The organism is Methylobacterium sp. A49B (assembly GCF_053346215.1).
This window is the reverse complement of the sequence record NZ_JBKFBO010000127.1, coordinates 1-21,975: the sequence shown is the minus strand read 5'-3', so window position 1 is coordinate 21,975 and position 21,975 is coordinate 1. Positions and strand designations below refer to the sequence as shown.

At 71.5% G+C, this 21,975-nt stretch carries 24 protein-coding genes; 19 read left to right on the top strand and 5 right to left on the bottom strand.

Annotation, left to right across the window (positions count from 1 at the left end):
- Positions 1–163: 163 nt before the first annotated feature.
- Positions 164–1,492, top strand: coding sequence for an MFS transporter (locus ACLBX9_RS25685; RefSeq protein WP_447720911.1), 1,329 nt, complete (start codon positions 164–166; stop codon positions 1,490–1,492).
- Positions 1,493–1,528: 36 nt separating this feature from the next.
- Here the strand turns inward: ACLBX9_RS25685 and ACLBX9_RS25680 are convergent, their stop codons facing one another.
- Complete coding sequence (locus ACLBX9_RS25680; protein WP_447720910.1) at positions 1,529–2,485, bottom strand: helix-turn-helix domain-containing protein; 957 nt, start codon at positions 2,483–2,485, stop codon at positions 1,529–1,531.
- A gap of 6 nt (positions 2,486–2,491) precedes the next feature.
- On the bottom strand, positions 2,492–2,704 hold the full coding sequence (locus ACLBX9_RS25675) for a hypothetical protein (RefSeq protein WP_447720909.1): 213 nt from the start codon (positions 2,702–2,704) through the stop codon (positions 2,492–2,494).
- Positions 2,705–3,277: 573 nt separating this feature from the next.
- On the opposite strand from ACLBX9_RS25675, the gene ACLBX9_RS25670 reads away from it, so the two are divergent.
- Together ACLBX9_RS25670 and ACLBX9_RS25665 are read left to right on the top strand one after the other, a co-directional pair.
- Entirely contained in the window at positions 3,278–3,685 is a 408-nt protein-coding gene (locus ACLBX9_RS25670) for a MucR family transcriptional regulator (RefSeq protein WP_158168698.1), read from the top strand.
- Positions 3,686–3,691: 6 nt separating this feature from the next.
- Positions 3,692–3,937: a hypothetical protein gene (locus ACLBX9_RS25665; protein WP_447720908.1), complete on the top strand. Its 246-nt coding sequence runs from the start codon at positions 3,692–3,694 to the stop codon at positions 3,935–3,937.
- 82 nt (positions 3,938–4,019) lie between these two features.
- Here ACLBX9_RS25665 and ACLBX9_RS25660 read toward each other — a convergent pair whose 3' ends face one another.
- Positions 4,020–5,648, bottom strand: a complete 1,629-nt coding sequence (locus tag ACLBX9_RS25660; protein WP_447720907.1) for an inorganic phosphate transporter — start codon at positions 5,646–5,648, stop codon at positions 4,020–4,022.
- A gap of 251 nt (positions 5,649–5,899) precedes the next feature.
- On the opposite strand from ACLBX9_RS25660, the gene ACLBX9_RS25655 reads away from it, so the two are divergent.
- The 7 genes from ACLBX9_RS25655 (at position 5,900) to phnE (ACLBX9_RS25625) (ending at position 12,136) form a co-directional block, all read left to right on the top strand.
- Positions 5,900–7,048, top strand: a complete 1,149-nt coding sequence (locus ACLBX9_RS25655; RefSeq protein WP_447720906.1) for a ceramide glucosyltransferase — start codon at positions 5,900–5,902, stop codon at positions 7,046–7,048.
- Positions 7,049–7,072: 24 nt separating this feature from the next.
- On the top strand, positions 7,073–7,771 hold the full coding sequence (locus tag ACLBX9_RS25650) for a DUF1045 domain-containing protein (RefSeq protein WP_447720905.1): 699 nt from the start codon (positions 7,073–7,075) through the stop codon (positions 7,769–7,771).
- A complete protein-coding gene (locus ACLBX9_RS25645) occupies positions 7,764–8,417 on the top strand; it encodes a chloramphenicol acetyltransferase (protein WP_447720904.1) in 654 nt (217 codons plus the stop codon). Before ACLBX9_RS25650 ends, ACLBX9_RS25645 begins: the two co-directional genes overlap by 8 nt.
- Before the next feature lie 89 nt (positions 8,418–8,506).
- Positions 8,507–9,355 (top strand): phosphonate ABC transporter ATP-binding protein, encoded by an 849-nt coding sequence (phnC, locus tag ACLBX9_RS25640; protein ID WP_447720903.1) that lies wholly within the window; start codon positions 8,507–8,509, stop codon positions 9,353–9,355.
- Positions 9,356–9,437: 82 nt separating this feature from the next.
- Positions 9,438–10,364, top strand: coding sequence for a phosphonate ABC transporter substrate-binding protein (phnD, locus tag ACLBX9_RS25635; RefSeq protein WP_158168710.1), 927 nt, complete (start codon positions 9,438–9,440; stop codon positions 10,362–10,364).
- Positions 10,365–10,391: 27 nt separating this feature from the next.
- Positions 10,392–11,270: a phosphonate ABC transporter, permease protein PhnE gene (gene phnE / locus ACLBX9_RS25630; RefSeq protein ID WP_158168713.1), complete on the top strand. Its 879-nt coding sequence runs from the start codon at positions 10,392–10,394 to the stop codon at positions 11,268–11,270.
- Positions 11,267–12,136 (top strand): phosphonate ABC transporter, permease protein PhnE, encoded by an 870-nt coding sequence (phnE, locus tag ACLBX9_RS25625; protein ID WP_447720902.1) that lies wholly within the window; start codon positions 11,267–11,269, stop codon positions 12,134–12,136. Before phnE (ACLBX9_RS25630) ends, phnE (ACLBX9_RS25625) begins: the two co-directional genes overlap by 4 nt.
- Before the next feature lie 170 nt (positions 12,137–12,306).
- On the opposite strand, the gene phnF is transcribed toward phnE (ACLBX9_RS25625), so the two are convergent.
- Entirely contained in the window at positions 12,307–13,050 is a 744-nt protein-coding gene (phnF, locus tag ACLBX9_RS25620; protein WP_447720901.1) for a phosphonate metabolism transcriptional regulator PhnF, read from the bottom strand.
- Positions 13,051–13,129: 79 nt separating this feature from the next.
- On the opposite strand from phnF, the gene phnG reads away from it, so the two are divergent.
- The 8 genes from phnG to phnN all read left to right on the top strand — a co-directional run bounded on the left by phnG (position 13,130) and on the right by phnN (position 19,534).
- Positions 13,130–13,591 (top strand): phosphonate C-P lyase system protein PhnG, encoded by a 462-nt coding sequence (gene phnG, locus ACLBX9_RS25615; protein ID WP_447720900.1) that lies wholly within the window; start codon positions 13,130–13,132, stop codon positions 13,589–13,591.
- A gap of 2 nt (positions 13,592–13,593) precedes the next feature.
- The gene (gene phnH / locus ACLBX9_RS25610) at positions 13,594–14,181 is read left to right on the top strand and encodes a phosphonate C-P lyase system protein PhnH (protein WP_447720899.1); all 588 of its coding nucleotides are present in this window, start codon (positions 13,594–13,596) and stop codon (positions 14,179–14,181) included.
- Between the two features lie 3 nt (positions 14,182–14,184).
- Positions 14,185–15,303: a carbon-phosphorus lyase complex subunit PhnI gene (locus tag ACLBX9_RS25605; RefSeq protein WP_447720898.1), complete on the top strand. Its 1,119-nt coding sequence runs from the start codon at positions 14,185–14,187 to the stop codon at positions 15,301–15,303.
- Between the two features lie 287 nt (positions 15,304–15,590).
- The gene (locus ACLBX9_RS25600; RefSeq protein WP_447720979.1) at positions 15,591–16,382 is read left to right on the top strand and encodes an alpha-D-ribose 1-methylphosphonate 5-phosphate C-P-lyase PhnJ; all 792 of its coding nucleotides are present in this window, start codon (positions 15,591–15,593) and stop codon (positions 16,380–16,382) included.
- Positions 16,379–17,152 carry a phosphonate C-P lyase system protein PhnK gene (gene phnK / locus ACLBX9_RS25595; RefSeq protein ID WP_447720897.1) on the top strand — a complete coding sequence of 258 codons (774 nt, stop codon included), beginning with the start codon at positions 16,379–16,381 and terminating at the stop codon, positions 17,150–17,152. Before ACLBX9_RS25600 ends, phnK begins: the two co-directional genes overlap by 4 nt.
- Positions 17,149–17,856, top strand: a complete 708-nt coding sequence (phnL, locus tag ACLBX9_RS25590) for a phosphonate C-P lyase system protein PhnL (RefSeq protein WP_447720896.1) — start codon at positions 17,149–17,151, stop codon at positions 17,854–17,856. Before phnK ends, phnL begins: the two co-directional genes overlap by 4 nt.
- Before the next feature lie 11 nt (positions 17,857–17,867).
- The gene (locus ACLBX9_RS25585) at positions 17,868–19,004 is read left to right on the top strand and encodes an alpha-D-ribose 1-methylphosphonate 5-triphosphate diphosphatase (RefSeq protein WP_447720895.1); all 1,137 of its coding nucleotides are present in this window, start codon (positions 17,868–17,870) and stop codon (positions 19,002–19,004) included.
- Positions 19,004–19,534 (top strand): phosphonate metabolism protein/1,5-bisphosphokinase (PRPP-forming) PhnN, encoded by a 531-nt coding sequence (gene phnN / locus ACLBX9_RS25580; protein ID WP_447720894.1) that lies wholly within the window; start codon positions 19,004–19,006, stop codon positions 19,532–19,534. The genes ACLBX9_RS25585 and phnN overlap by 1 nt, the downstream gene beginning before the upstream one ends.
- A gap of 89 nt (positions 19,535–19,623) precedes the next feature.
- Here the strand turns inward: phnN and ACLBX9_RS25575 are convergent, their stop codons facing one another.
- A complete protein-coding gene (locus ACLBX9_RS25575) occupies positions 19,624–20,472 on the bottom strand; it encodes an outer membrane protein (RefSeq protein ID WP_158168733.1) in 849 nt (282 codons plus the stop codon).
- A gap of 312 nt (positions 20,473–20,784) precedes the next feature.
- On the opposite strand from ACLBX9_RS25575, the gene tuf reads away from it, so the two are divergent.
- A complete protein-coding gene (gene tuf / locus ACLBX9_RS25570; protein WP_010686902.1) occupies positions 20,785–21,975 on the top strand; it encodes an elongation factor Tu in 1,191 nt (396 codons plus the stop codon).

Genomic DNA, 21,975 nt, shown 5'->3' with positions numbered 1-21,975 from the left:
ACCGCGACACTCAAGCGCCGACGGCTCTGACGAACGCGCCGCGCTCCCTCCCCGCAGAGGGGGGAGACGCGCCGCGACCGGTCCATCGCCTTTGTTCACCGCGAAAAGCCGCCCACCCGAAGGCGGCACTGCTTCCCCAATCCCAAGAAAACGGAGGAAACCCATGACCGCAGTCCTGTCGGGCGCGCCGGCGGCCGTCGAGGCCGGCGCGGTGACGGAGAACGCCGTCGTCCGCAAGGTCGCGTGGCGGCTCATGCCGCTGATCATGATCTGCTACATGTTCGCGTTCTTCGACCGCATCAACATCAGCTTCGCCAAGTTCCAGCTCCAGAGCGACCTCGGCTTCAGCAACGTCGCCTACGGCCTCGGCGCGAGCATGTTCGTGATCGGCTACGTCATCTTCGAGGTGCCCTCGAACCTCTTCCTCTACCGGGTTGGGGCGCGCCGCTGGATCGCCCGCATCATGATCTCCTGGGGCATCGCCACCGCGCTGATGATCTTCATCCGCAGCGAGTGGCACTTCTACGCGCTGCGCTTCCTGATCGGCGCCATGGAGGCGGGCTTCGCGCCGGGCATCCTCTATTACCTGACCCTGTGGTTCCCGGCTTCGCACCGCGGGCGGATCACCTCGTTCATGTTCGTGGCCTCGGCCTTCTCGGGCATCTTCGGCGCGCCGGTGGCGGGCCTGATCCTCGGCGGTCTGAACGGCGTCTGGGACCTCGCCGGCTGGCAGTGGCTGTTCCTGGCGGGCGGCCTGCCCTGCCTCGTGCTCGGCATCCTCGTGCTGACCCGCCTCGACGACCGGATCTCCGACGCCCGCTGGCTGTCCCAGCCCGAGAAGGATCTCCTGTCGAGTCGCATCGCCCACCACAACCGGGACATCGGCGACCACTCGCTCTTCGGGGCGATCAAGCAGCCGGGCTTCCTGATGATCGCGCTGATCTACTTCCTGCTGCAGATCGGCTCCTACGGGCTGAACTTCTGGGGACCGGATCTGATCAAGACCGCGAGCGGCGGGCAGGCCGCGTCCGTGGGCTTCCTGACGGCGATTCCCTACATCTGCGGGGCGATCAGCATGGTGGTGATCGGGCGCCTGTCCGACGCCTCCGGCGAGCGGCCGAAATTCGTCGCGGGCCTCGCGATCGCGGCGGCGCTCGGCTTCTTCGGCGCCGGCCTGTTCGACAAGCACATCGTGCCGCTGATGTTTGCCCTGGCCCTGCTGGGCGCCGGCATCGTGGCGTCGATCCCGACCTTCTGGACGCTGCCGGCCAAGCTCGTCACCGGCGTGGGCGCCGCGGGTGGCATCGCGCTGATCAACACGCTCGGCCAGTTCGGCGGCATCGTCAGCCCCGTGATGGTCGGCTGGGTCAAGGACCTCACCGGCTCGACCACGCCGGCCCTCTACGGGATCGGCGTGCTCTGCCTGGTCGCCGCCGGGCTCGCGCTCTTCGCCATGCCGGCGAGCCTGCGCCGCAGCGACCGTGTGGCGTGAGACGGGCCGCCGCCCCGGTGCCACCGGGGCGGCGGATCACGGAGCGCCTCCGAAGGCGGCCTGGCGGTGTTCCCGCGGCGTCAGGCCGTGGCGGTCCTTGAAGCGACGGGCGAAGTGAGCCTGGCTCTGGAAGCCGCAGCCATAGGCCAGCATCCCGATCGACAGGTGGGCACAGGCCGGGTCGGCCAGCCGCGCAGCGGCAGCCTCGAGGCGGCGCTCCCAGATGTAGTCCGAGATGTGCCGGCCGCGCTCGTGGAACAGCTCCTGCAGCCGGCGCAGCGACACGCCGACCGCGGCGGCGAGATGCGGCGGGTCGAGGGTCGGATCGCCGAGATTGGCCTCGACATAGGCCTTGGCCCGCTGGACCGTGGCATTGCCGTGGACGGAGCGCGGCACCTCCCGCGCCAGCCGCTCCGCGAGGCTGGCAACGATCAGATCGACCCCGATCAACGACATGCGCGCGGCGCTGCCGGGGCTGAGCTGATCGCCCACCCGGATCAGCTCCGCGATATAGGTGTTCGCCAGGGTCGTGGAGGCGAGGTCGGCCCCGATCGTGAGGGCGGTGAACAGACGGGATGGACCCAGCACGCCCTCCAGGCGCGCGCGCGGCAGGTCAAGGATCAGCGAGCTGCCGGTCTCGATCTCGCTGACGCCCGGACGATGATCGAGGATGACGAAGTCGCCGGATCGGGCCACCGCCGCGCGGTCGTTCTGCTGCACAGCGTGGCGGCCGGATTGGGTGAAGACCGCGTACAGGCGGTCGCACCGGCCGTTTCGGCGAACCGCGTCGGGCGTCACCTCCGTGCGCGTGGAACTTTGAACGCTCCGCGTGATCGGCAGACATCCGAACGCGGCCAGTTCGATCCGGCCCTGGAACGGTCCCGCCGCGAGGTTCCGGATCTCGTTCGGCACCATCTGATCGCACATCATGTCCCGCCAGCGGCGGAAGGCGCTTCGGGGATGGATCCCGTCCGTCGAGAAGAGCGTCCGCATCGGCCGCTATGTGTTCGACGTCGTCTCGCAGCGCAGGGCATCCTGCGAGACCCGGGAGACGGTGAGGACCGCGATCGCAGTCACGTCCGGTCGGCCCGCGAAGGATGGGTCGTCGCGCTGCTCGATCCCGACGGGGACCAGCCGCTCGAACAGCCCCTCACGCCAGGCTTTGAAGCGGCTCCGAGCGGGACGTCCGGATGTCGAGGACAGCGGCAGCATCAGCCGCCGCCCTGTCTCGTACCGCGCGTCCGCGTGCCGAGCGGCGGCCGGGTCGATCGGCAGAGGTTCGGCGCGCGGTTTGCGGAGGCGGGAACGGTCGGCCTGCGCTGACCGATCCGCTGGAGCGCGCCCTGAGGTGGGGAGCGTCCAGCCACGGACCGATAGGGCCGGGATGTCCGGCTGGCTGGATGCGGCGGGCACGCTCCGCTCGGCCCGGCGGGAGGGATGCGAACCGCTGCAGTCGGGCTGCCCGCCACATCGGGCCGACCCTGGAAACTGTTTCGGAGTTCGGTGCTGGCGAACGAAAACCGGGCCTGCATTGGTAAATTTTTGCCTTCAGCGCGCCGGTCGCGCGGCCGGGCAAAAAACCTCGCGCCGCCGGACAAACGCTGCCGCTCCCATATTGTATATTATCTGCAAGCTTAAGAACTGCCGAGGGGGCAACTTGAGGTAAGATTGGTCCTGCGCGTCGCGTGGGGCTTCCAGTTCGGCCCATTTCCCCAGGGGCGATCGGGTCGATCGCGCAGTAGCTGCCGGTGTGCCGCAGCGCATTCTTAGACAGTGAAGCCGAACATGAACCACCTGAACGAAATCTCCGCGCCTTCCCTGTTGCAGCAGGTCGGCGCCATCGTCGCCGCCTACGTGTCCAGGAACGCGATCGGTGTCGCGGAACTGCCGAGCCTGATCGATCAGGTTCACATGGCCATCGCGGTCCTGAAGGACCCGCCGGGAGGCGCCTACGGATCGGGCCTGTCCGCAGCGGAGGTCGAGGCCTCAATCCATCAGGACGGCCTGATCAGCTTCATCGACGGCCGGTCCTACAAGACCCTGAAGCGCCACCTCACGGCGCACGGGCTCACCCCCGAGCGCTACCGGGCCCAGTACGGCCTGCCGGCCGACTACCCGATGGTCGCCCCCGGCTACGCCGCCCGGCGCTCGCAGATCGCCAAGGCGATCCAGCTCGGCCACAAGGCCGCCTGACTGGCGATGCCCGGTCAATCGCACACCCTGGCTCCGGCGGCCACGCTCGGCCCGGAGCCGGCACAACCGGAGGCCCTGGAGCGTATCGCCAGGACCCTCGGCGTGCCGATCACGAGCTTCTTCCCCGATCGGGATCAGTCTGACATGACCGTCGCGCAGGCCGCCGATCTCGTCGCCGCCTTCGCGGCGATCACGAGCCCGGCCGCGCGCCGCACGTGCCTGGCTTTCGTCCGGGCAATGGCGAGTTCCTGAGGGGCGGGGGCACCTCAGGAGGCCGGGCCGGGCGCCGCCCCTTCCGACCCGGGGCGGAGGACGCGCTGCCCGCCCGGCCGCATCAGAACACGTGGCGCAGGACGAAGAACAGCGCCGCGGCGAGGGTGATGGCGGCCGGCAGGGTGAGGATCCAGGCCAGCGCCATGTTGCGGACGGTGGAGGCCTGCAGCCCGGAGCCGTTGGCGGCCATCGTCCCGGCGACGCCCGACGACAGGATGTGGGTGGTCGAGACCGGCAGGCCGTAGAGTTCGGCCAGCCCGATCGTGCCGGCGGCCACGATCTCGGCCGAGGCGCCCTGCGCGTAGGTGAGATGGATCTTGCCGATCTTCTCGCCCACCGTCACCACGATGCGCTTCCAGCCGACCATCGTGCCGAGCCCGAGGGCCAGCGCGACGCAGATCTTGACCCAGCCCGGGATGTAGCGGGTACCGGCATTGAGCAACCCGGAATAGCTCTTGAGCGTACCCTTGTCGGCCTCCGAGAGTTCGGCCCCGGCGCCCGGGAGCAGCCGCACCGCGTCCGCGGCGAGGTACATGTCGCTGCGCAGGTTCTGCGTCTGGGCGGCCGGCACGGTGCGGATCGCGCCGTAATTCTTCACGCTGGCGGCGATGTCGTTCGAGAGCGCCGCGAGGGCGGCGTAGACCGGCGGCTGATTGAGGTCCTTGGATTTCAGCGCCTCCGTGACGGTCCGGCGCGCCTGCGCGGCCTCGGGCTGCGGCGTGCCGGCGGCCCGGGCGGAGAAGATCTGGCTCGCCGCCGTCGAGGCCTGCACGAAGGCGGGGGTCGTGTCGTCCGCCATGGTGCGGTTCAGCGCGTAGGCGGTCGGGGCGGCGCCGATCAGGATCAGCATGATCAGGCCCATGCCCTTCTGCCCGTCGTTGCCGCCGTGGAAGAAGGAGACCAGCGTGCAGGTGAGGATCAGCAGGCCGCGGATCCAGAGCGGCGGGGGCGTATCACCCTTGGGGGCCTCGTAGAGATCCTTCCGGCGCACCGCGAATTTCAGGGCGAGCAGCAGCAGGGCCGCCAGCACAAAGCCGCAGACCGGGGAGAACAGCAGCGCCTTGAACACGTTGAGCGCCTGATTCCAGTCGACGCCCGCGGTGCCGTCGCCGCCGTTCATCAGCTGGTTGGCGAGGCCGACGCCGAGCACAGAGCCGATCAGTGCGTGGGACGAGGAGTTCGGCAGGCCGAAGGCCCAGGTCCCGAGATTCCAGAGGATCGCGGCCAGGAGCAGCGCGAAGATCATCGCGTAGCCGGCTCCCGATCCGACATTCAGGATCAGCTCCACCGGAAGCAGCGTCACGATGGCGTAGGCCACGGCGCCGGAGGAGAGCATCACGCCGAGGAAGTTGAAGAAGCCGGACCACACCACCGCCACGAGCGGCGGCATGGAGTGCGTGTAGATCACCGTGGCGACCGCGTTGGCGGTATCGTGGAAGCCGTTCACGAACTCGAAGGCCAGCGCGATCAGCAGGGCGAGCCCCAGGAGCGCGAAGGCGCCGTAGGCCAGCGGCGCCTCGCCGACCGCGTTCATGTCGGCGATGAGGCTCACGACCGCGTAGCCGAGCCCCGCCACCAGCACGAGCAGGAAGGCGACGACGCCCCCCAGGTGCATCCCGTGGTCGAGCCGGGGGCCGCCTCCGGGCCGGCCTCGCGCGAGGCCCGAGGGCATGACGGCGGAATCGGACATGCAGCCTCGCGCGGAATCAAATCTGATGGTGAAGGCGGGATTAAAATGCGCGCATGACGGTCCGGTGACGCAACGCCCCGTTGTCCGCCTGGAATCAGCATTCGGCCCGCGGGATTCCGACGAAGGCCATCAACGGTCACGCGCTCCCCTCGCGACCGCCGCATCCGCCGCCGCGGCAGGCCGGCTGTCACACGACTGACGCGGTCCGGCCGCTAGCGACCGGGCCGCGCGACGGCCAACGAGAGACCCGCATGAGTGACGCCCTGGTTCCGGCCCTGTCGTTCGGTTTGCTCCTGGCCCTCGTCCAGATCGGCAGCATCGTCATCGCGGGGCGGCGCCTGGGCCGGATCGACGGGCCGTCGCGGTTCCCGGCGGGGGCCCCGGTCTCGCTGGTGCGGCCGCTCCACGGGTTGGAGGCCTACAGCGAGGAGATGCTCACCCGCAGCTTCCGCCTCGATTACCCGGCTTACGAGCTGATTTTCTGCGTTGCCGATCCGGGCGACCCGATCGTGCCGACGGTGCGGCGCCTGATCGCCGCCCACCCGCACGTGCCCGCCCGCCTGATCGTCGGCGACGAGCGGATCAGCGAGAACCCCAAGCTGAACAACTGCCTGCGCGGCTGGCGCGCCGCCGCCCACGAGTGGGTGGTCCTGGCCGATTCCAACGTGGCGATGCCGCCGGACTACCTCCAGCGCCTTCAGGCGGCGTGGCGGGACGACACCGGCCTGGTCTGCTCGACGCCGGCCGGCGCACGCCCCGGAAGCTTCATGGCCGAGGTGGAGTGCGCCTTCCTCAATTCCCTGCAGGCGCGCTGGCAATACGCCGCCGAGGCCTTCGGTCTCGGCTTCGCGCAGGGCAAGAGCATGCTGTGGCACAAGCCGTTCCTGGATCGGCGGGGCGGCCTCCAGGCCCTCGCCGCCGAGATCGCCGAGGACGCGGCCGCCACCAAGCTCGTGCGTGCCGCCGGCAAGCGCGTCCACCTTGTGGCGAGTCCGTTCGAGCAGCCGCTCGGGCCGCGCTGCCTCCGGGAGGTCTGGGCGCGGCAGCTCCGCTGGGCGCGGCTGCGGCGGGTGACCTTCCCGTTGTTCTTCGCCCCGGAGATCGGCAGCGGCGTCCTGCTGCCGGCGCTGCTGGTGGCCCTCTGGGCCGGCAGCCTGACGGGACTCGCGAGCGCTGCGGTGCTGGCCGGCCTGTGCTATGGCGCCGAGGACCGGCTCGCCGCCCGCGCGGGCTGGCACCGTTCGCCGCGGATGCTGGCGGCCTTCCTGGTGCGCGACGCCCTAATCCCGGCGATCTGGCTGGGCGCCTGGGTCCAGAGCGCCATCGTGTGGCGCGGCAACGCCATGGATGTGCGCCCGCGCCGGGCGGCCGATGACCGTCCCTACGCGCGGTCGGCCTGACCGCGGCACCCCGGAGGCCGAGACGTGACCCGCCGCTACGCCCTGTACTGGCTGCCCGCCCCGGGCTCCCGCCTCGAAGCCTTCGGCCGGGCCGTGCTCGGCTACGACACCGTCTCGGGGGAGGCGGTGGCGCATCCGGCGGATCTGAGCGGCCTCGCCGCCGTCACCGGGGGAGCCCGGGTCTACGGCTTCCACGCTACCCTCAAGGCGCCGCTGCGCCTCGCCGCCGGCGGCACGGAGGCCGACCTCGTCGGCGCTGCCCGGGACCTCGCGGCCGCGCACCCGCCGGTGGCCGTCGGCCCCTTGCGGGTCGCGGCGCTCGGGCCGTTCCTCGCCCTCGTGCCGGAGGCCCCGCCGACGTCGCTCGGCCTGCTGGCCGCCGAGTGCGTGGCGGCCCTCGACCCGTTCCGCGCGCCGCTCACCGAGGCCGAGCGGGCGAAACGCCGCCCGGACCGCCTCGACGCGCGCGGACGGGCGCTGCTCGACCGTTGGGGCTATCCGTTCGTCTTCGAGGCTTTCCGGTTCCACATGACACTGACCGACGCCCTGCCGGAGGCCGAGCGCGAGACCTGGCTCGCGCGCCTGTCCGAGGCCTATGCCGCCACCGCGCCGGAGCCCGTGACGATCGACGCCGTGTGCCTCCTGGCCCAGGACGGGTCCGGGCGGTTCCGGCTCCTGGCGCGCCTGCCCTTCGCAGCAGGCGGAGGCAGCACCCGTGGCTGAGCGCGCCCTCGGCCTCGAACCGGCCGTCGATCCCAGCGCGCGGATCGAGGCATGTCGGCTCGGCCGCTACACCGAGATCGGCGCCCGCACCCGCCTGACCGAGACGATTCTGGACGACTATTCCTACATCGCCCAGGACGGCGAGGTGATCTACACCACCATCGGCAAGTTCTGCTCCATCGCCGCCAGCGTCCGGATCAACCCGGGCAACCATCCGATGGAGCGGGCGTCCCAGGCACATTTCACCTACCGGGCGCGCGCCTACTGGCCCGAGGAGGCGGACGAGCCGGCCTTCTTCGACCGGCGCCGGGCGAGTCCGGTCACGATCGGCCACGACGTCTGGATCGGCCACGGCGTGGTGGTGCTGCCCGGCCGGACCATCGGCACCGGCGCGGTGGTGGGCGCGGGCGCGATCGTCACCCGCGATATCGAGCCCTACACGATCGTGGTCGGTAACCCGGCCAGGCCCGTGCGCCGCCGCTTCCCCGAGCCGGTCGCGGCACGGCTGGAGCGCCTCGCCTGGTGGGACTGGGAGCACACGAGGCTTCGCGCCGCGCTCCCGGATTTCCGCGCTCTGCCCGTCGAGGCGTTCCTCGACCGGTACGATGGCGGGGCCGGGACCGGGCAGATCTCCCGAAGTAGATGATGCGCCGGCAAACATTATCGCGGCGTATTCGTCATCCAATCGTCGTGTAAGACGCGTTTAGCTGCGGCCATTCCCCGGCGGATGGATGCATGCTGGTCATCGAAGATCTGACGCGACAGTACGGCACCCGCCGTGCCGTGGACGGCGTCTCGCTGCAGATCGAGCCCGGCAGCTTCGTCGGCGTGATCGGCCGGTCCGGCGCCGGCAAATCGACGCTGCTCCGGCTCGTCAACCGGCTGGCGGATCCGACATCCGGGCGCATTCTCTATGACGGGCGCGACGTGACGCGCCTGCGGGGCCGCGCCCTGCGGGATTGGCGCACCCGCTGCGCGATGATCTTCCAGCAGTTCAACCTCGTCGGCCGGCTCGACGTCATGACCAACGTGCTGATGGGCCGGCTCAGCCACGTACCGAGCCACCGGTCGCTCCTGCGCCTCTGGTCCGAGGAGGACCGGGCCATGGCGCTCGCCGCCCTGGAGAGCTTCGACATGGGCGAGTTCGCCGGCCAGCGGGCGGACGGCCTGTCGGGCGGGCAGCAGCAGCGCGTGGCCATCGCCCGCGCCCTCGTGCAGGAGCCCGAGATCCTGCTCGCCGACGAGCCGGTCGCCTCCCTCGATCCCCGCAACACCCGCCTCGTGATGGACGCGCTCGCCGACGTGAACCGGCGCTACGGCATCACGGTGCTGTGCAACCTGCACTCCCTCGATCTCGCCCGCGCCTACTGCGACCGCCTCGTCGGCCTCGCGGATGGCCGGGTGGTGTTCGAGGGCGGCCCGTTCGATCTCACCGAGGAGGTCGCGCGCCGGCTCTACGGCCTGGAGGCCGGCGAGGTGCTCGACGATGCGGCGCAGCGCGAGGCCGAGCAGCGGGCGGCGATGCCGGGTCGTCCCGGCTTCGTGCCGGCGCGCCCGGTCGGCGAAGCCGCCCTCAGCGCCTGAGCCGCCACCAGAGACAGACCGGGAAGCGCCCGGCCGAAGGTCGGCCGAGCACGCGGCAGACGCCGATACGAAGGATGAGACCATGATCACCCGACGCACCCTCGCCGCCGCCGCGGCGCTCGCCCTCCTCGGCCTGCCGGCCGCCGCGCAGGACTGGAAGGCGCAGTATCCCGAGCTGACCCTGGCGGTGATCCCGATGGAGAACGCCAGCGGCACCGTCGACCGCTACACGCCGCTGGCGGCTTACCTGACCAAGGCGGTCGGCGTGCCGGTGAAGCTGCGGGTCGCCAGCGACTACGCCGCGGTGATCGAGGGCCAGCGGGCCGGCAACATCCAGCTCGCCTTCTACGGCCCGGCCTCCGTCGCCCGCGCCGCGATGACCGGCGTGAAGGTCGAGCCGATCGTCAGCCCGCAGCACGAGACCGGCGCCGCGGGCTACTACTCGGTGATCTACGCGCTGGCCTCCAGCCCGTACAAGAGCATCGAGGATCTGAAGGGCAAGAACCTCGCCCTGGTCGATCCCAACTCCACCTCCGGCAACCAGGCGCCGCGCTTCTTCCTGAAGCGGGCCGGCTACGACGTGGACAGGTTCTTCGGCAAGGCGGTCTTCGCCGGCAGCCACGAGAACGCCGTCCTGGCGCTGACCCAGGGGACGGTCGAGGCCGCCGCCAACCTCTGGAACTCCGAGACCGACACCATCGTCACCCGCATGATCACCAAGGGCCTGCTGAAGAAGCCCGACGGCACGCCGATGCAGGCCTCCGACTTCCGGGTGGTGTTCAAGTCCGACTTCCTGCCGGAAGGGCCCTACGCCATGCTGGCCACCCTGCCGGACGACCTGAAGGCGAAGCTGCGCGCGGCCTTCGTCGCCCTGCCGAAGGACGACAAGGCCGCCTTCGACCGGCTCTCCGACGGCAAGGACCTGGGCCTCACCCCGGTGACCCTCAAGGACTACCAGCCGATCATCGACATGCTCCGGTTCAACGACGAGCAGCGCAAGAAGTCCTGATCGGGACGCGGCCATCCGGCCCCGACCATGCGCGGCCTGACGAAGCTGCCGCCGGAGCGGGCAGCGACCCTCTCCGGCCTCTACGCGGCGGCGACCGGCGCCGCGCGCCGCCGGACGCTCGCGGGCTTCGCGGTGGTCGCCGGCCTGGCGGTGCTCGCCGGGCTCGCCGCCGAGGTGCGGCCGCTGGTCCTTGCCGAGAACATCGGCACGTTCACCGCCTACATCCGGCAGATCCTGCCGCCGGTCGGCCTCGACCACCCGGTCGAGGACGTGCGCGCCTGGTACTGGGGGCTGCCGCACTGGCTGGCGCTGCTGGGCGAGACCCTGCTGATGGCCTATCTCGGCACGCTGCTGGGGGCGCTTGCGGGCTTCGCCCTCAGCTTCGTCGCCGCGGTCAATCTCGTGCGGTCGCGGCTGCTGCGGATCCTCGCCAAGCGCGTCCTGGAGGTGTGCCGCACCGTCCCGGACGTGGTGTTCGCGCTGCTCTTCGTGATCGCCTTCGGCCTCGGGCCGATGGTGGGCGTGCTGGCCATCGCGATCCACACCACGGGGGCGCTGGGCAAGCTGTTCTCCGAAGTGGTCGAGAACATCGACATGCGCCCCGTCGAGGGGCTCTCCGCCTCGGGCGCCAGCTGGGTCGAGACGGTGCGTTTCGCGGTGCTGCCGCAGGTGCTGTCGAACTTCGCCTCCTACGGCCTGCTGCGCTTCGAGATCAACGTGCGCGGCGCAGCTGTACTCGGCTTCGTGGGCGCGGGCGGCATCGGCCAGGAGTTTTTGGCGGCGATCCGCAACTTCTACTACGCGGACGAGAGCGCGATTCTCGTGCTGATCATCCTGACGGTGTTCTGCATCGACCTCGCCACCGAGCGGGTCCGCCACCGGCTCATCGGGGAGGTGGCGCGATGAGCGCGGCGCGCACAGGGGCCCTGCGGGCGGCGGCCCGGGCCGACCTCCCGCGGCTGCGCGCCCGCTACCCGGCCCAGTTCCGCGCGGACCGGCCGGCGCGGGCGCGGCGGGTCCTCGCACTCGGCGCCCTCATCGCGCTCACCGTCCTGGCGTGCTGGCGCCTCGACATGTCGGCGGCGCGGATCCTCCACGGGCTCGGGCGGCTCGGCTCCTTCGCGGTGCTGATGCTGCCGCCGTCTCCCGAGGGCCATCTCTGGACCTTCCTGCACGCGCTCTGCGAGACCCTGGGTATCGCCTTCCTCGGCACGCTCACGGCGGCATTCCTGGCCTTCCCGGTGGCGTTCCTGGCCGCCCGCAACGTCGTGCCCAACCCGTTCGCGCGCTTCGCGGTCCGCCGCGGCCTCGACGTCCTGCGCTCGGTGGACGTGCTGATCTGGGCGCTCATCTGGATCAACGTCGTCGGGCTCGGCCCCTTCGCCGGCATGCTCGCCATCGCGTGTTCGGATGTCGGCGCGCTGGGCAAGCTGTTCTCCGAGGCGATCGAGACCTGCGACCGCCGCGCCGGCGAGGGCGTCGTCGCCTCGGGCGGCTCGGCCCTCCACCGCATCCGCTTCGGACTGATCCCCGGGGTCCTGCCGGTCCTGGCGAGCCAGGTTCTGTACTTCTTCGAGTCGAACACCCGCTCGGCCACGATCATCGGCATCGTCGGGGCCGGCGGGATCGGCCAGTATCTCACCGAACTGATCCGCGTGCTGGAGCTGCGGCAGGTCGCCTTCCTGGTGCTGATGATCCTCGCTGCCGTCGCGGCGATCGACTGGGTCTCGACCCGCCTGCGCCGGGCGATCATCGGGCCCGCGGCGCGCTGAGGACGCCGGCCGAGCTCGCCTCCGACCCGCGACCTCATCCTGAGCTGCGGCGCAGCCGCCTCGAAGGAGCCCTCCAGAGGCCGCCGCGATCCCTGGAGCCCTCCTTCGAGGCCTTCGCGGCGCTGCGGCGCCTCAGGATGAGGGGGTGGGATGGGACGGCCGCCGCAGCGTCACCCGCCGATCACCAGCTCCACCCGGTCGGCGGCGAACAGGGTCCGGTTCGCCTGGATCGGTACGCCCGCGGGATCGACGTTGACGCTCGACACTACGAGGACGACCCGTCCCGGCGCGATGTCGAGCCGGCTTGCCTCCTGGGCGTCGGCCGGACGGGCGCGGACGCGCGTCGACAGCCGGGTGTAGTCGGGAACGCCGCAATCGGCGAAGGCCCGGGTGATCGAGCCGCGCGCCGCATAGGCCTCGCCGAAACCGGCGAACCGCGGCAGCGGCAGCCACGTCAGCGCCGTCGACAGCGGGGCGCCGTCCGCCCGGTGGACGGTGTGGAGTTCCAAGACCGGCGCGCCGGGCGTCAGCGCCAGCGCCAGCGCCTGTTCGGGCGCGGCCGGCACGGTGGCGGCCGCGAGCAGGTCGCCCCAGGCTTCGCGCCCCGCCCCGGAGACGATCTCGGAGAAACGGGTGCGCGTCCCGATCGGGTAGGACAGCGGCGCCCCCTCCACGAACGTGCCGCGGCCCTGGCTGGCGCGTACCAAGCCACCCTCCGCGAGCGCGGCGAGCGCCCGGCGCACCGTGTGGCGGTTGACGGAGAAGCGCGCCGCCAGGGCGGACTCGGTCGGGAGCTGCTGGCCCGCCGCGTAAAGCCCCGCCGCGATGTCGGCCGTCAGCGCGTCGGCGATCTGCCGCCACGCCGTCAGCCCCTCGCCCCGGACGAGGCCGGGTGTCTGCAGCTGCGCATCCATCCCGTCATCCAAACTTCATTTGCGCCCCTTACGCCAGTTGTCTACACGATTAGACAACCGCGGGGCGGAGAGATTCGCGATGACGACGAGCACGGGATCGGTCGGCGAGATCGCCGCGCGACAGGACATGATGGCGCTCTGCGCCGACGCCGGGCGGGACGATCTCGAGGCTGCGGTCGCGACGCTCGAGGTCCCGGCGGCCGAGGATCTGCGGCCCCCGGAGACCGGGCTGGTCATGGCCACCGGCCGGATCGGCGGCGACGGGCGGTCCTTCAACCTGGGTGAGGTCAGCGTGACGCGGGCCGCGATCCGGCTCGACGGGGTCGGCACGGGGTTCGCCTACCATCTCGGCCGTGACCGCGCGAAGGCGCGGCTCGCCGCGATCCTCGACGCGCTCTGGCAGGATCCGGGCCGGCGCGGCCGGGTCGAGGAGGCCCTCGCGCCGGCCGCCCTGCGGATCGAGGCCGCGCGCCGGCAGGCCGCCCGGCGCACCGCCGCGACCCGGGTCGACTTCCTGACCCTCGCCCGCGGGGAGGATTGAGCATGCTCGCCCCCGGCTTCGCCGATCCGGTCCACGACGCGCAGGGGACCTTCCGGGCCGTGATGGACGCGCTGGCCCGACCCGGGCAGCCGCGGCCACTCGTCCCCGGCCTCGCGCCGCCCGTGCCCCTGACACCGGAACTCGCCGCCGTCGCGCTGACGCTCACCGACGCCGACACGCCGGTCTGGCTCGACGCGGCGCTGGCGGCCGTGCCGGACGTCGCGGCGTATCTGCGCTTCCACACCGGGGCGCCGCTCACCGACGACCCGGCCCGGGCGGCCTTCGCGCTCGTCCGCGAGCCCGCGCGCTGCCCGCCGCTCCGCCGCTTCGCGCCGGGCACGCCGGCCTATCCCGATACCTCCACGACGCTGGTGCTGGCCCTCGACTCCCTCATTCCGGGGGGGGGGCTGCACCTGTCGGGCCCGGGCATCCGGGGCGCTGCCCGCGTGGCGCCCGAGCCCGTGCCGGCGGACTTCGTGGCGCAGCTCGCCGAGAACCGCGCGGATTTTCCCCTGGGCGTCGACCTGATCCTCACCGCACCGGGCCGCGTCGCCGGCCTGCCGCGCTCCACCGTCGTGACGGAGGGTTAGCCGATGTACGTGGCCGTGAAGGGCGGCGAGGCCGCCATCGACAACGCCCACCGCCTCCTCGCCGAGGCGCGCCGGGGCGACCCCGCCGTGCCGGACCTCTCGGTCGCGCAGATCCGCCAGCAGATGGCGCTGCTGGTCGACCGGGTGATGACCGAGGGCTCGCTCTACGACCCCGACCTCGCGGCGCTCGCCCTCAAGCAGGCCCGCGGCGACGTGGTCGAGGCGGTGTTCCTGGTCCGCGCCTACCGGACGACGCTGCCCCGGTTCGGGACCTCGGCGCCGATGGAGACCGGCGCCATGGCGGTGGAGCGACGGGTCTCCGCCACCTTCAAGGATCTGCCGGGCGGGCAGGTGCTCGGGCCGACCTTCGACTACACGCACCGGCTGATCGATTTCGCGCTGGCCGCCGGGGAGGATGGAGAGGGCCCCGTCGAGACCGCCGCCGAGGCCGAGCCGCGGGCCGATGCCGGATATTGCCCCCGGGTCACCGACCTGCTGGCGCAGGACGGCCTGATCGAGCCCTCGCCCCAGGAGGATGGCGCGCCCGTCGGCGACCTCACCCGCGAGCCGGTGGATTACCCGGCCGACCGGGCCCTGCGCCTCCAGGCCCTCGCCCGGGGCGACGAGGGCTTCATCCTGAGCCTCGCCTACTCGACCCAGCGCGGCTACGGCCGCACCCACCCGTTCGTCGGCGAGATCCGGGTCGGCGAGGTGGCGGTGGCGTTCGTGCCGGAGGAGCTGGGCTTCGCGGTGCCGCTCGGCCGGGTCCGGCTCACCGAGTGCCAGATGGTCAATCAGTTCAAGGGCTCGGGGGCGGCGCCGCCGCAATTCACGCGGGGTTACGGGCTGAGTTTCGGGCAGAGCGAGCGCAAGGCCATGGCGATGGCCCTCGTCGACCGGGCGTTGCGCGCTGAGGAACTCGGCGAGCCGGTGGCGAGCCCGGCCCAGGACCAGGAATTCGTCCTGGCCCATTGCGACAGCCTCCAGGCGACCGGCTTCGTCGAGCACCTGAAGCTGCCCCACTACGTCGACTTCCAGGCGGAGCTGGAGCTGGTCCGGCGCCTGCGCGCCGAGTTCGAGCAGGGCCGGGACCGGGCCGAGATGCAGGAGGCCGCGGAATGAGCGCGACGCACACGGTTCTCCCTCCCCCCTCTGCGGGGGAGGGCGGCCCTCGAAAAGGGGCGGGCCGGGACGTAGTCCCGCAAGAGGGGCAGCGCGACGTTGAAGCACGCGGCCGTGCCCGGCATGATGGCAGCGCCTCTTCCGGACACGTTGCTCCCCCCTTGCGGGACTTCGTCCCGACCCGACCCCTGCTGACGCAGGGGCCACCCTCCCCCGCAGAGGGGGGAGGGAGACGCGGCGGAGAATCCGGCTACAACTTCGCCTATCTCGACGAGGGCACGAAGCGGATGATCCGCCGGGCCATCCTCAAGGCGATCGCGGTGCCGGGCTACCAGGTGCCCTTCGCCTCCCGCGAGATGCCGATGCCGTACGGCTGGGGCACCGGCGGCGTGCAGGTCACGGCGGCGATCCTCGGCCGGTCGGACGTGCTCAAGGTCATCGACCAGGGCGCCGACGACACCACCAACGCGGTCTCGATCCGCCGCTTCTTCGCAAAGACCTCGGGCGTCGCCACCACCACGCGCACCGCTGAGGCGACGGTCATCCAGACCCGCCACCGCATCCCCGAGACGCCGCTGACCGAGGGCCAGACGCTGGTCTACCAGGTGCCGATCCCCGAGCCGCTGCGCTTCCTCGAACCCCGCGAGACCGAGACGCGGCAGCTCCACGCGCTGGCCGAGTACGGCGCCATGCACGTGAAGCTCTACGAGGACATCAGCCGCCACGGCCACATCGCCACCACCTACGCGTACCCGGTGGAGGTCGCCGGCCGCTACGTGATGGACCCGTCGCCGACGCCGAAATTCGACAATCCCAAGATGGACGACTGCCCGGCGCTCCAGCTCTTCGGCGCGGGCCGCGAGCGGCGGATCTACGCGGTGCCGCCCCACACGCGGGTGCGCAGCCTCGATTTCGAGGACCACCCGTTCCGCGTGCAGGAATTCACGCATCCCTGCGCCCTGTGCGGCGCGCGCGGCCACTACCTCGACGAGGTGGTCACCGACGATGTCGGCGGCCGGATGTTCATCTGCTCCGACACCGACATCTGCGAGACCCGCGTCGCGGAGGCGGCCCGATGAGCGCACCGCTCCTCTCCGCGCACGGCCTGACCAAGGCCTACGGCAGCCGGCTCGCCTGTGCCGGCATCGACCTCGACGTCACCGAGGGCGAGGTGCTGGCCATCGTGGGCGAATCGGGCTCGGGCAAGTCGACGCTCCTGTCGCTGCTCGCCGGCGAGCTGGCGCCCGATTCGGGCGCGGTCCGTTATCGGCTGCGCGATGGGCAGACCCGCAGCCTCGCGGATCTCGGTCCGGCGGAACTCCGGCGGCTGATGCGCACCGATTGGGGCTTCGTCCGGCAGGATGCCCGCCAGGGCCTGCGCATGGCGGTCTCGGCCGGCGGCAATGTCGGCGAGCGGCTGATGGGGATGGGCGAGCGCCATTACGGCCGCATCCGCGGCCAGGCGCTGGACTGGCTCGGGCGGGTGGAGATCGAGGCGGGCCGCGTGGACGACCCGCCGAGCCAGTTCTCCGGCGGCATGCGCCAGCGGCTCCAGATCGCCCGCAACCTCGTCACCGGGCCGCGGCTGGTGCTGATGGACGAGCCGACCTCCGGCCTCGACGTCTCGGTCCAGGCCCGGCTCCTCGACCTGATCCGGCGCCTCTCGGCGGAACTCGGGCTCGCCGTGATCATCGTCACCCACGACCTCGCCGTGGCGCGGCTGCTCTCACACCGGATCGCCGTGATGCGGGCGGGCCGGGTGATCGAGACCGGCCTCACCGACCGGGTGCTCGACGATCCCGAGCACGCCTACACCCAGCTCCTCGTCTCCTCGGTGCTCGCCGCATGACCGCGCTCCTCACCTTCCGGGACGTCGCCAAGAGCTTCACCCTGCACCTGCGCGGCGGGATCGTGCTGCCGGTGGTCGGCGGCGTCAGCCTGTCCGTGGAGCCCGGCGAGTGCGTGGTGCTGGGCGGCCCGTCCGGAGCCGGCAAATCTTCGCTCCTCAAGATGGCCTACGGCAATTACCGCTGCGACGCGGGCGCCATCCTGGTCCGCGACGGCGACGCGGTCGTCGACGTCGTCCGGGCGGACCCGCGGGCGGTCCTGGCGCTGCGGGCGCGGGTCATCGCCTACGTGTCGCAGTTCCTGCGGGTGATCCCGCGGGTCGCCGCCCTCGACGTGGTCGAGGCCGCCGGCCGCGAGGACGGGCTCGACGCCGAGAGGGCGCGCGCCCGGGCCAGGGACCTGCTGGCCCGGCTCAACCTGCCGGAGCGGCTCTGGGGCCTGCCGCCGGCGACCTTCTCGGGTGGCGAGCAGCAGCGGGTCAACATCGCCCGCGGGTTGATCGCCGACCGGCCGCTGCTTCTGCTGGACGAGCCCACCGCCTCCCTCGACGCGCAGAACCGCGCGGTGGTGGCCGACCTCGTGCGCGAGAAGCTGACGGCCGGAGCGGGCGTGCTCGGCATCTTCCACGACAGCGAGATGCGCGATGCTGTAGCGACTCGGGTGGTCGACGTCACCCGCTTCGCACCGCACGCCCGGGCAGCCTGAGGACCGACGCGATGGACGATTTCATCATCGAGAACGCGACCCTGGTCCTGCCCGACCGGGTGCAGCGCGGCTGGCTCGCGGTCTCCGACGGGGCCATCGCGGAGATCGGCGAGGGCCGCCCGCCCGCCCGCGGCCTCGATCTCGGCGGCGATCACCTGATTCCCGGCCTGATCGAGCTACACACCGATCACCTGGAGAGCCACTACGCGCCGCGCCCGAAGGTGCGCTGGCACCCGCTCGGCGCGGTCCTGGCCTACGACGCGCAGATCACCGCCTCGGGCATCACCACGGTGTTCGACTCCCTGCGTGCCGGCAGCGATCCCGACGGCAGCGGCCTCGGCTCCGAGCTGGAGCAGCTCGCCGGCGCCATCGCCGCCGCTCGGGACCGGGACCTGTTCCGGGCCGAGCACTTCACGCACCTGCGCTGCGAATTGCCGTCCACCGACGTGCTCGACACGGTGGCGGAGTTCGTGGCCCGCTATCCCGTCGGGCTGATCTCGCTGATGGATCACACCCCGGGCCAGAGGCAGTTCCGCGACATGGCGAAGTACTACACGTACGCCACCCGCGGCGGCCGGCCGATGGACGAGATCCGCGCCAACACCGAGCGCAAGATCCGCGACGGCCAGGCGCTGAATGCGCGGAATCGCCCGGCCCTCGTTCACTTCGCGCGGGAGATGAACATCCCGCTGGCGAGCCACGACGACACCACCCTGGCGGACGTGGAACTGGCGGTCGGCGAGGGCGTGCGGCTCGCCGAGTTCCCCACTACCCTGGAGGCGGCCCGGGCCGCGCACGGGCGCGGCATCACCGTCATGATGGGGGCGCCCAACCTGATCCGCGGCGGTTCGCATTCCGGCAATGTCGCGGCGCTGGCGCTGGCCGAGGCCGGCCATCTCGACATCCTGTCGTCGGACTACGTGCCGGCGAGCCTGCTGATGGCGGCCTTCCTGCTGCCCGAGCAGGCGCCGTCGATCACGCTCCCGGAGGCGCTCGCCACGGTCACGGCCAACCCCGCCCGGGCCACCGGCCTGACCGACCGCGGCGCCTTGCAGACCGGCCTGCGGGCCGACCTGGTGCGCGTGCAGCTCGCCGAGGGCGTGCCGGTGGTGCGCGAGGTCTGGCGCACCGGGCGGCGTGTGGCCTGATGCCGGGCTGCCTCGTCCTCGTGGTCGGTCCGAGCGGCGCCGGCAAGGACACGTTGATCCGGCTCGCTCGGGCGGCCCTGGCCGACGACCCGCGCTACGTCTTCCCCCGCCGCCTCGTGACGCGGCCCCCCTCGGCCGACGAGGACAACACGGAGATCGACGAGGCCGCCTTCGCGGACGGTCACGCGGCGGGACGCTTCACCCTGAGCTGGCGCGCGCACGGTCTCGGCTACGCCCTGCCGGCCGAGGCGGGAGCGCTGGCGGCCCGCGGCCATGTGGTGGTCTGCAACGTCTCGCGCCGCGTCGTCGCTCAGGCGCGCTCGGCCATCCCCCGGGTCAGCGTCGTCGAGATCACGGCGCCCGCCCAGATTCTGGCTCGGCGCCTCGAGGCCCGTGGGCGTGCGGAGGACGGCGACCTCGCCGCCCGTCTCGCCCGCGAGGGGCAGGTCGACGCCGACCTGTCCCTCGTCAATGTCGGGGCGCCGCAGACCGCGGCGGATCGGCTCATCGCGCATCTGCGCGCCTGCTGAGCGCCCGGCACGAGAAAGGCGCGCACCGGTCCCGGTGCGCGCCTTCAGAAAACCGGTCCGGGAGGTTCGATCCCGGACGTCCGGGAGCCTCAGAGCCCGCCGAACTTGTAATTGAAGCCGGCGCGGACGATGTCGCCCTCGGTACGGAAGCGCGACACGTAGCCGGTGCCGGCGCCGACGCCCGGGACCGAGCCGACCAGCACGTTCTTGCTGCCGAGGTCGTAGTGGATGTACTCGGCCTTGATGGTCAGGGCATCGTAGCGCAGGCCCAGGTAGCGGCCGATCGCGAAGGTGTTCAGGAAGCTGTCGGTCGGCAGCGCGAACTCGATACCGCCACCGTAGGCGAATCCGGTCTCCACGTCGTCGCGGCGGCCGGCGAACGCGAGGGCGCCGCCCGGGGTGAAGAAGCGCGCGTCGTAGAGGACGCCGCCGTAGGCGAGGCCGCCCATGCCGTACACCATCACGCGATCGAAGGCGTAGCCGACGCGGCCGACGAGGGTGCCGACCCAGTCGGTGCTCTGGCGGAAGGCGCTCAGCGCGTTGGTGGTGCCCAGGTAGTACCGCCGGCGGTTCAGATCGGTCCAGTCGACGCTGTTGGCGACGCCGACGACGATGCCCGAGCCGGGGGTGAACTGATAGTTGTAGCCGACCGTGCCGCCGATGTTGGCGAAGCCGTCATCGGAGATCGAGGTCGCCGCCGGGCGGGCGCCGGTCGCCACGTTGGACGCGTTGACCGGCGAGATGCCGAGGGTGTTGATCCGCTGCCTGTCGGTGAAGACGTAGGAGGTCTCCAGACCGCCGTAGAAGCCCGTCCAGGTGAAGACCGGCACGGGGGTGAAGACCGGCGGCGGGGCGGCCCGGCGCGGCAGGTCGGCGGCCGAGGCAGCCGTCGTGACCAGGGCCGTCGCGGCGCTGGCGAGGAGGAGCTTCTTGAACATGGGGCGGGAATCCGGAGCTTGGGCGATGTTGCGAACAGTTAAGCTCCGCGGCGCCTGTTTCGCTATGCCCTGCGTGCCACACCGTGACTTGAAAGCGACCGGTTACTCTGAGGCATTGGTATTCCGCCGGTTCATGATCGACCGATGTGGCTTGACAGCGACGCCGCGCGGGGCGCCCCCGTGCGCGCCGGACCTTGATCCAAGGCGGCCGACCCTCTAAGCGGACCGCGTTTTGCGCCCCTTTTTCCGAGTTCGGGGCGGCCGACCAGGATCCGGGGCCCCCGTGTGGTCCCCGCCGCAGGAATGGGAATCATGGGCAAGGAAAAGTTCTCCCGCACCAAGCCGCACTGCAACATCGGCACGATTGGGCACGTTGACCACGGCAAGACGTCGCTGACGGCGGCGATCACGAAGGTTCTGGCGGAGACGGGCGGGGCGACGTTCACGGCCTACGACCAGATCGACAAGGCGCCGGAGGAGAAGGCGCGCGGGATCACGATCTCGACGGCGCACGTGGAGTACGAGACCTCGAACCGGCACTACGCGCACGTGGACTGCCCCGGCCACGCCGACTACGTGAAGAACATGATCACGGGCGCGGCGCAGATGGACGGCGCGATCCTGGTGGTGTCGGCGGCCGACGGCCCGATGCCGCAGACGCGCGAGCACATCCTGCTGGCGCGTCAGGTCGGCGTTCCGGCTCTGGTGGTGTTCCTCAACAAGGTCGACATGGTCGACGACGAGGAGCTGCTGGAGCTGGTGGAGCTTGAGGTGCGCGAGCTTCTCTCGAAGTACGACTTCCCGGGCGACGACATCCCGATCACCAAGGGCTCGGCGCTGATGGCGCTGGAGGACAAGGAGCCCAAGATCGGCAAGGAGGCGGTGCTGGCGCTGATGGCGACGGTGGACAGCTACATCCCGCAGCCGGAGCGCCCGATCGACATGCCGTTCCTGATGCCGATCGAGGACGTGTTCTCGATCTCGGGCCGCGGCACGGTGGTGACGGGCCGCGTCGAGCGCGGCATCGTGAAGGTGGGCGAGGAAGTCGAGATCGTCGGCATCCGGGCGACCACGAAGACGACGGTCACGGGCGTGGAGATGTTCCGCAAGCTGCTCGACCAGGGCCAGGCGGGCGACAACGTCGGCGTTCTCCTGCGCGGCACGAAGCGCGAGGACGTGGAGCGCGGCCAGGTGGTGTGCAAGCCGGGTTCGGTGAAGCCGCACGCGAAGTTCAAGGCCGAGGCGTACATCCTGACCAAGGAGGAGGGCGGGCGCCACACGCCGTTCTTCACGAACTACCGGCCGCAGTTCTACTTCCGCACGACGGACGTGACCGGGATCTGCACGCTGCCGGAGGGCACCGAGATGGTGATGCCGGGCGACAACGTGACCATGGACGTGGCGCTGATCGTGCCGGTGGCCATGGAGGAGAAGCTGCGCTTCGCCATCCGCGAGGGCGGCCGCACCGTCGGCGCCGGCGTCGTCGCCGCCATCAACGACTGA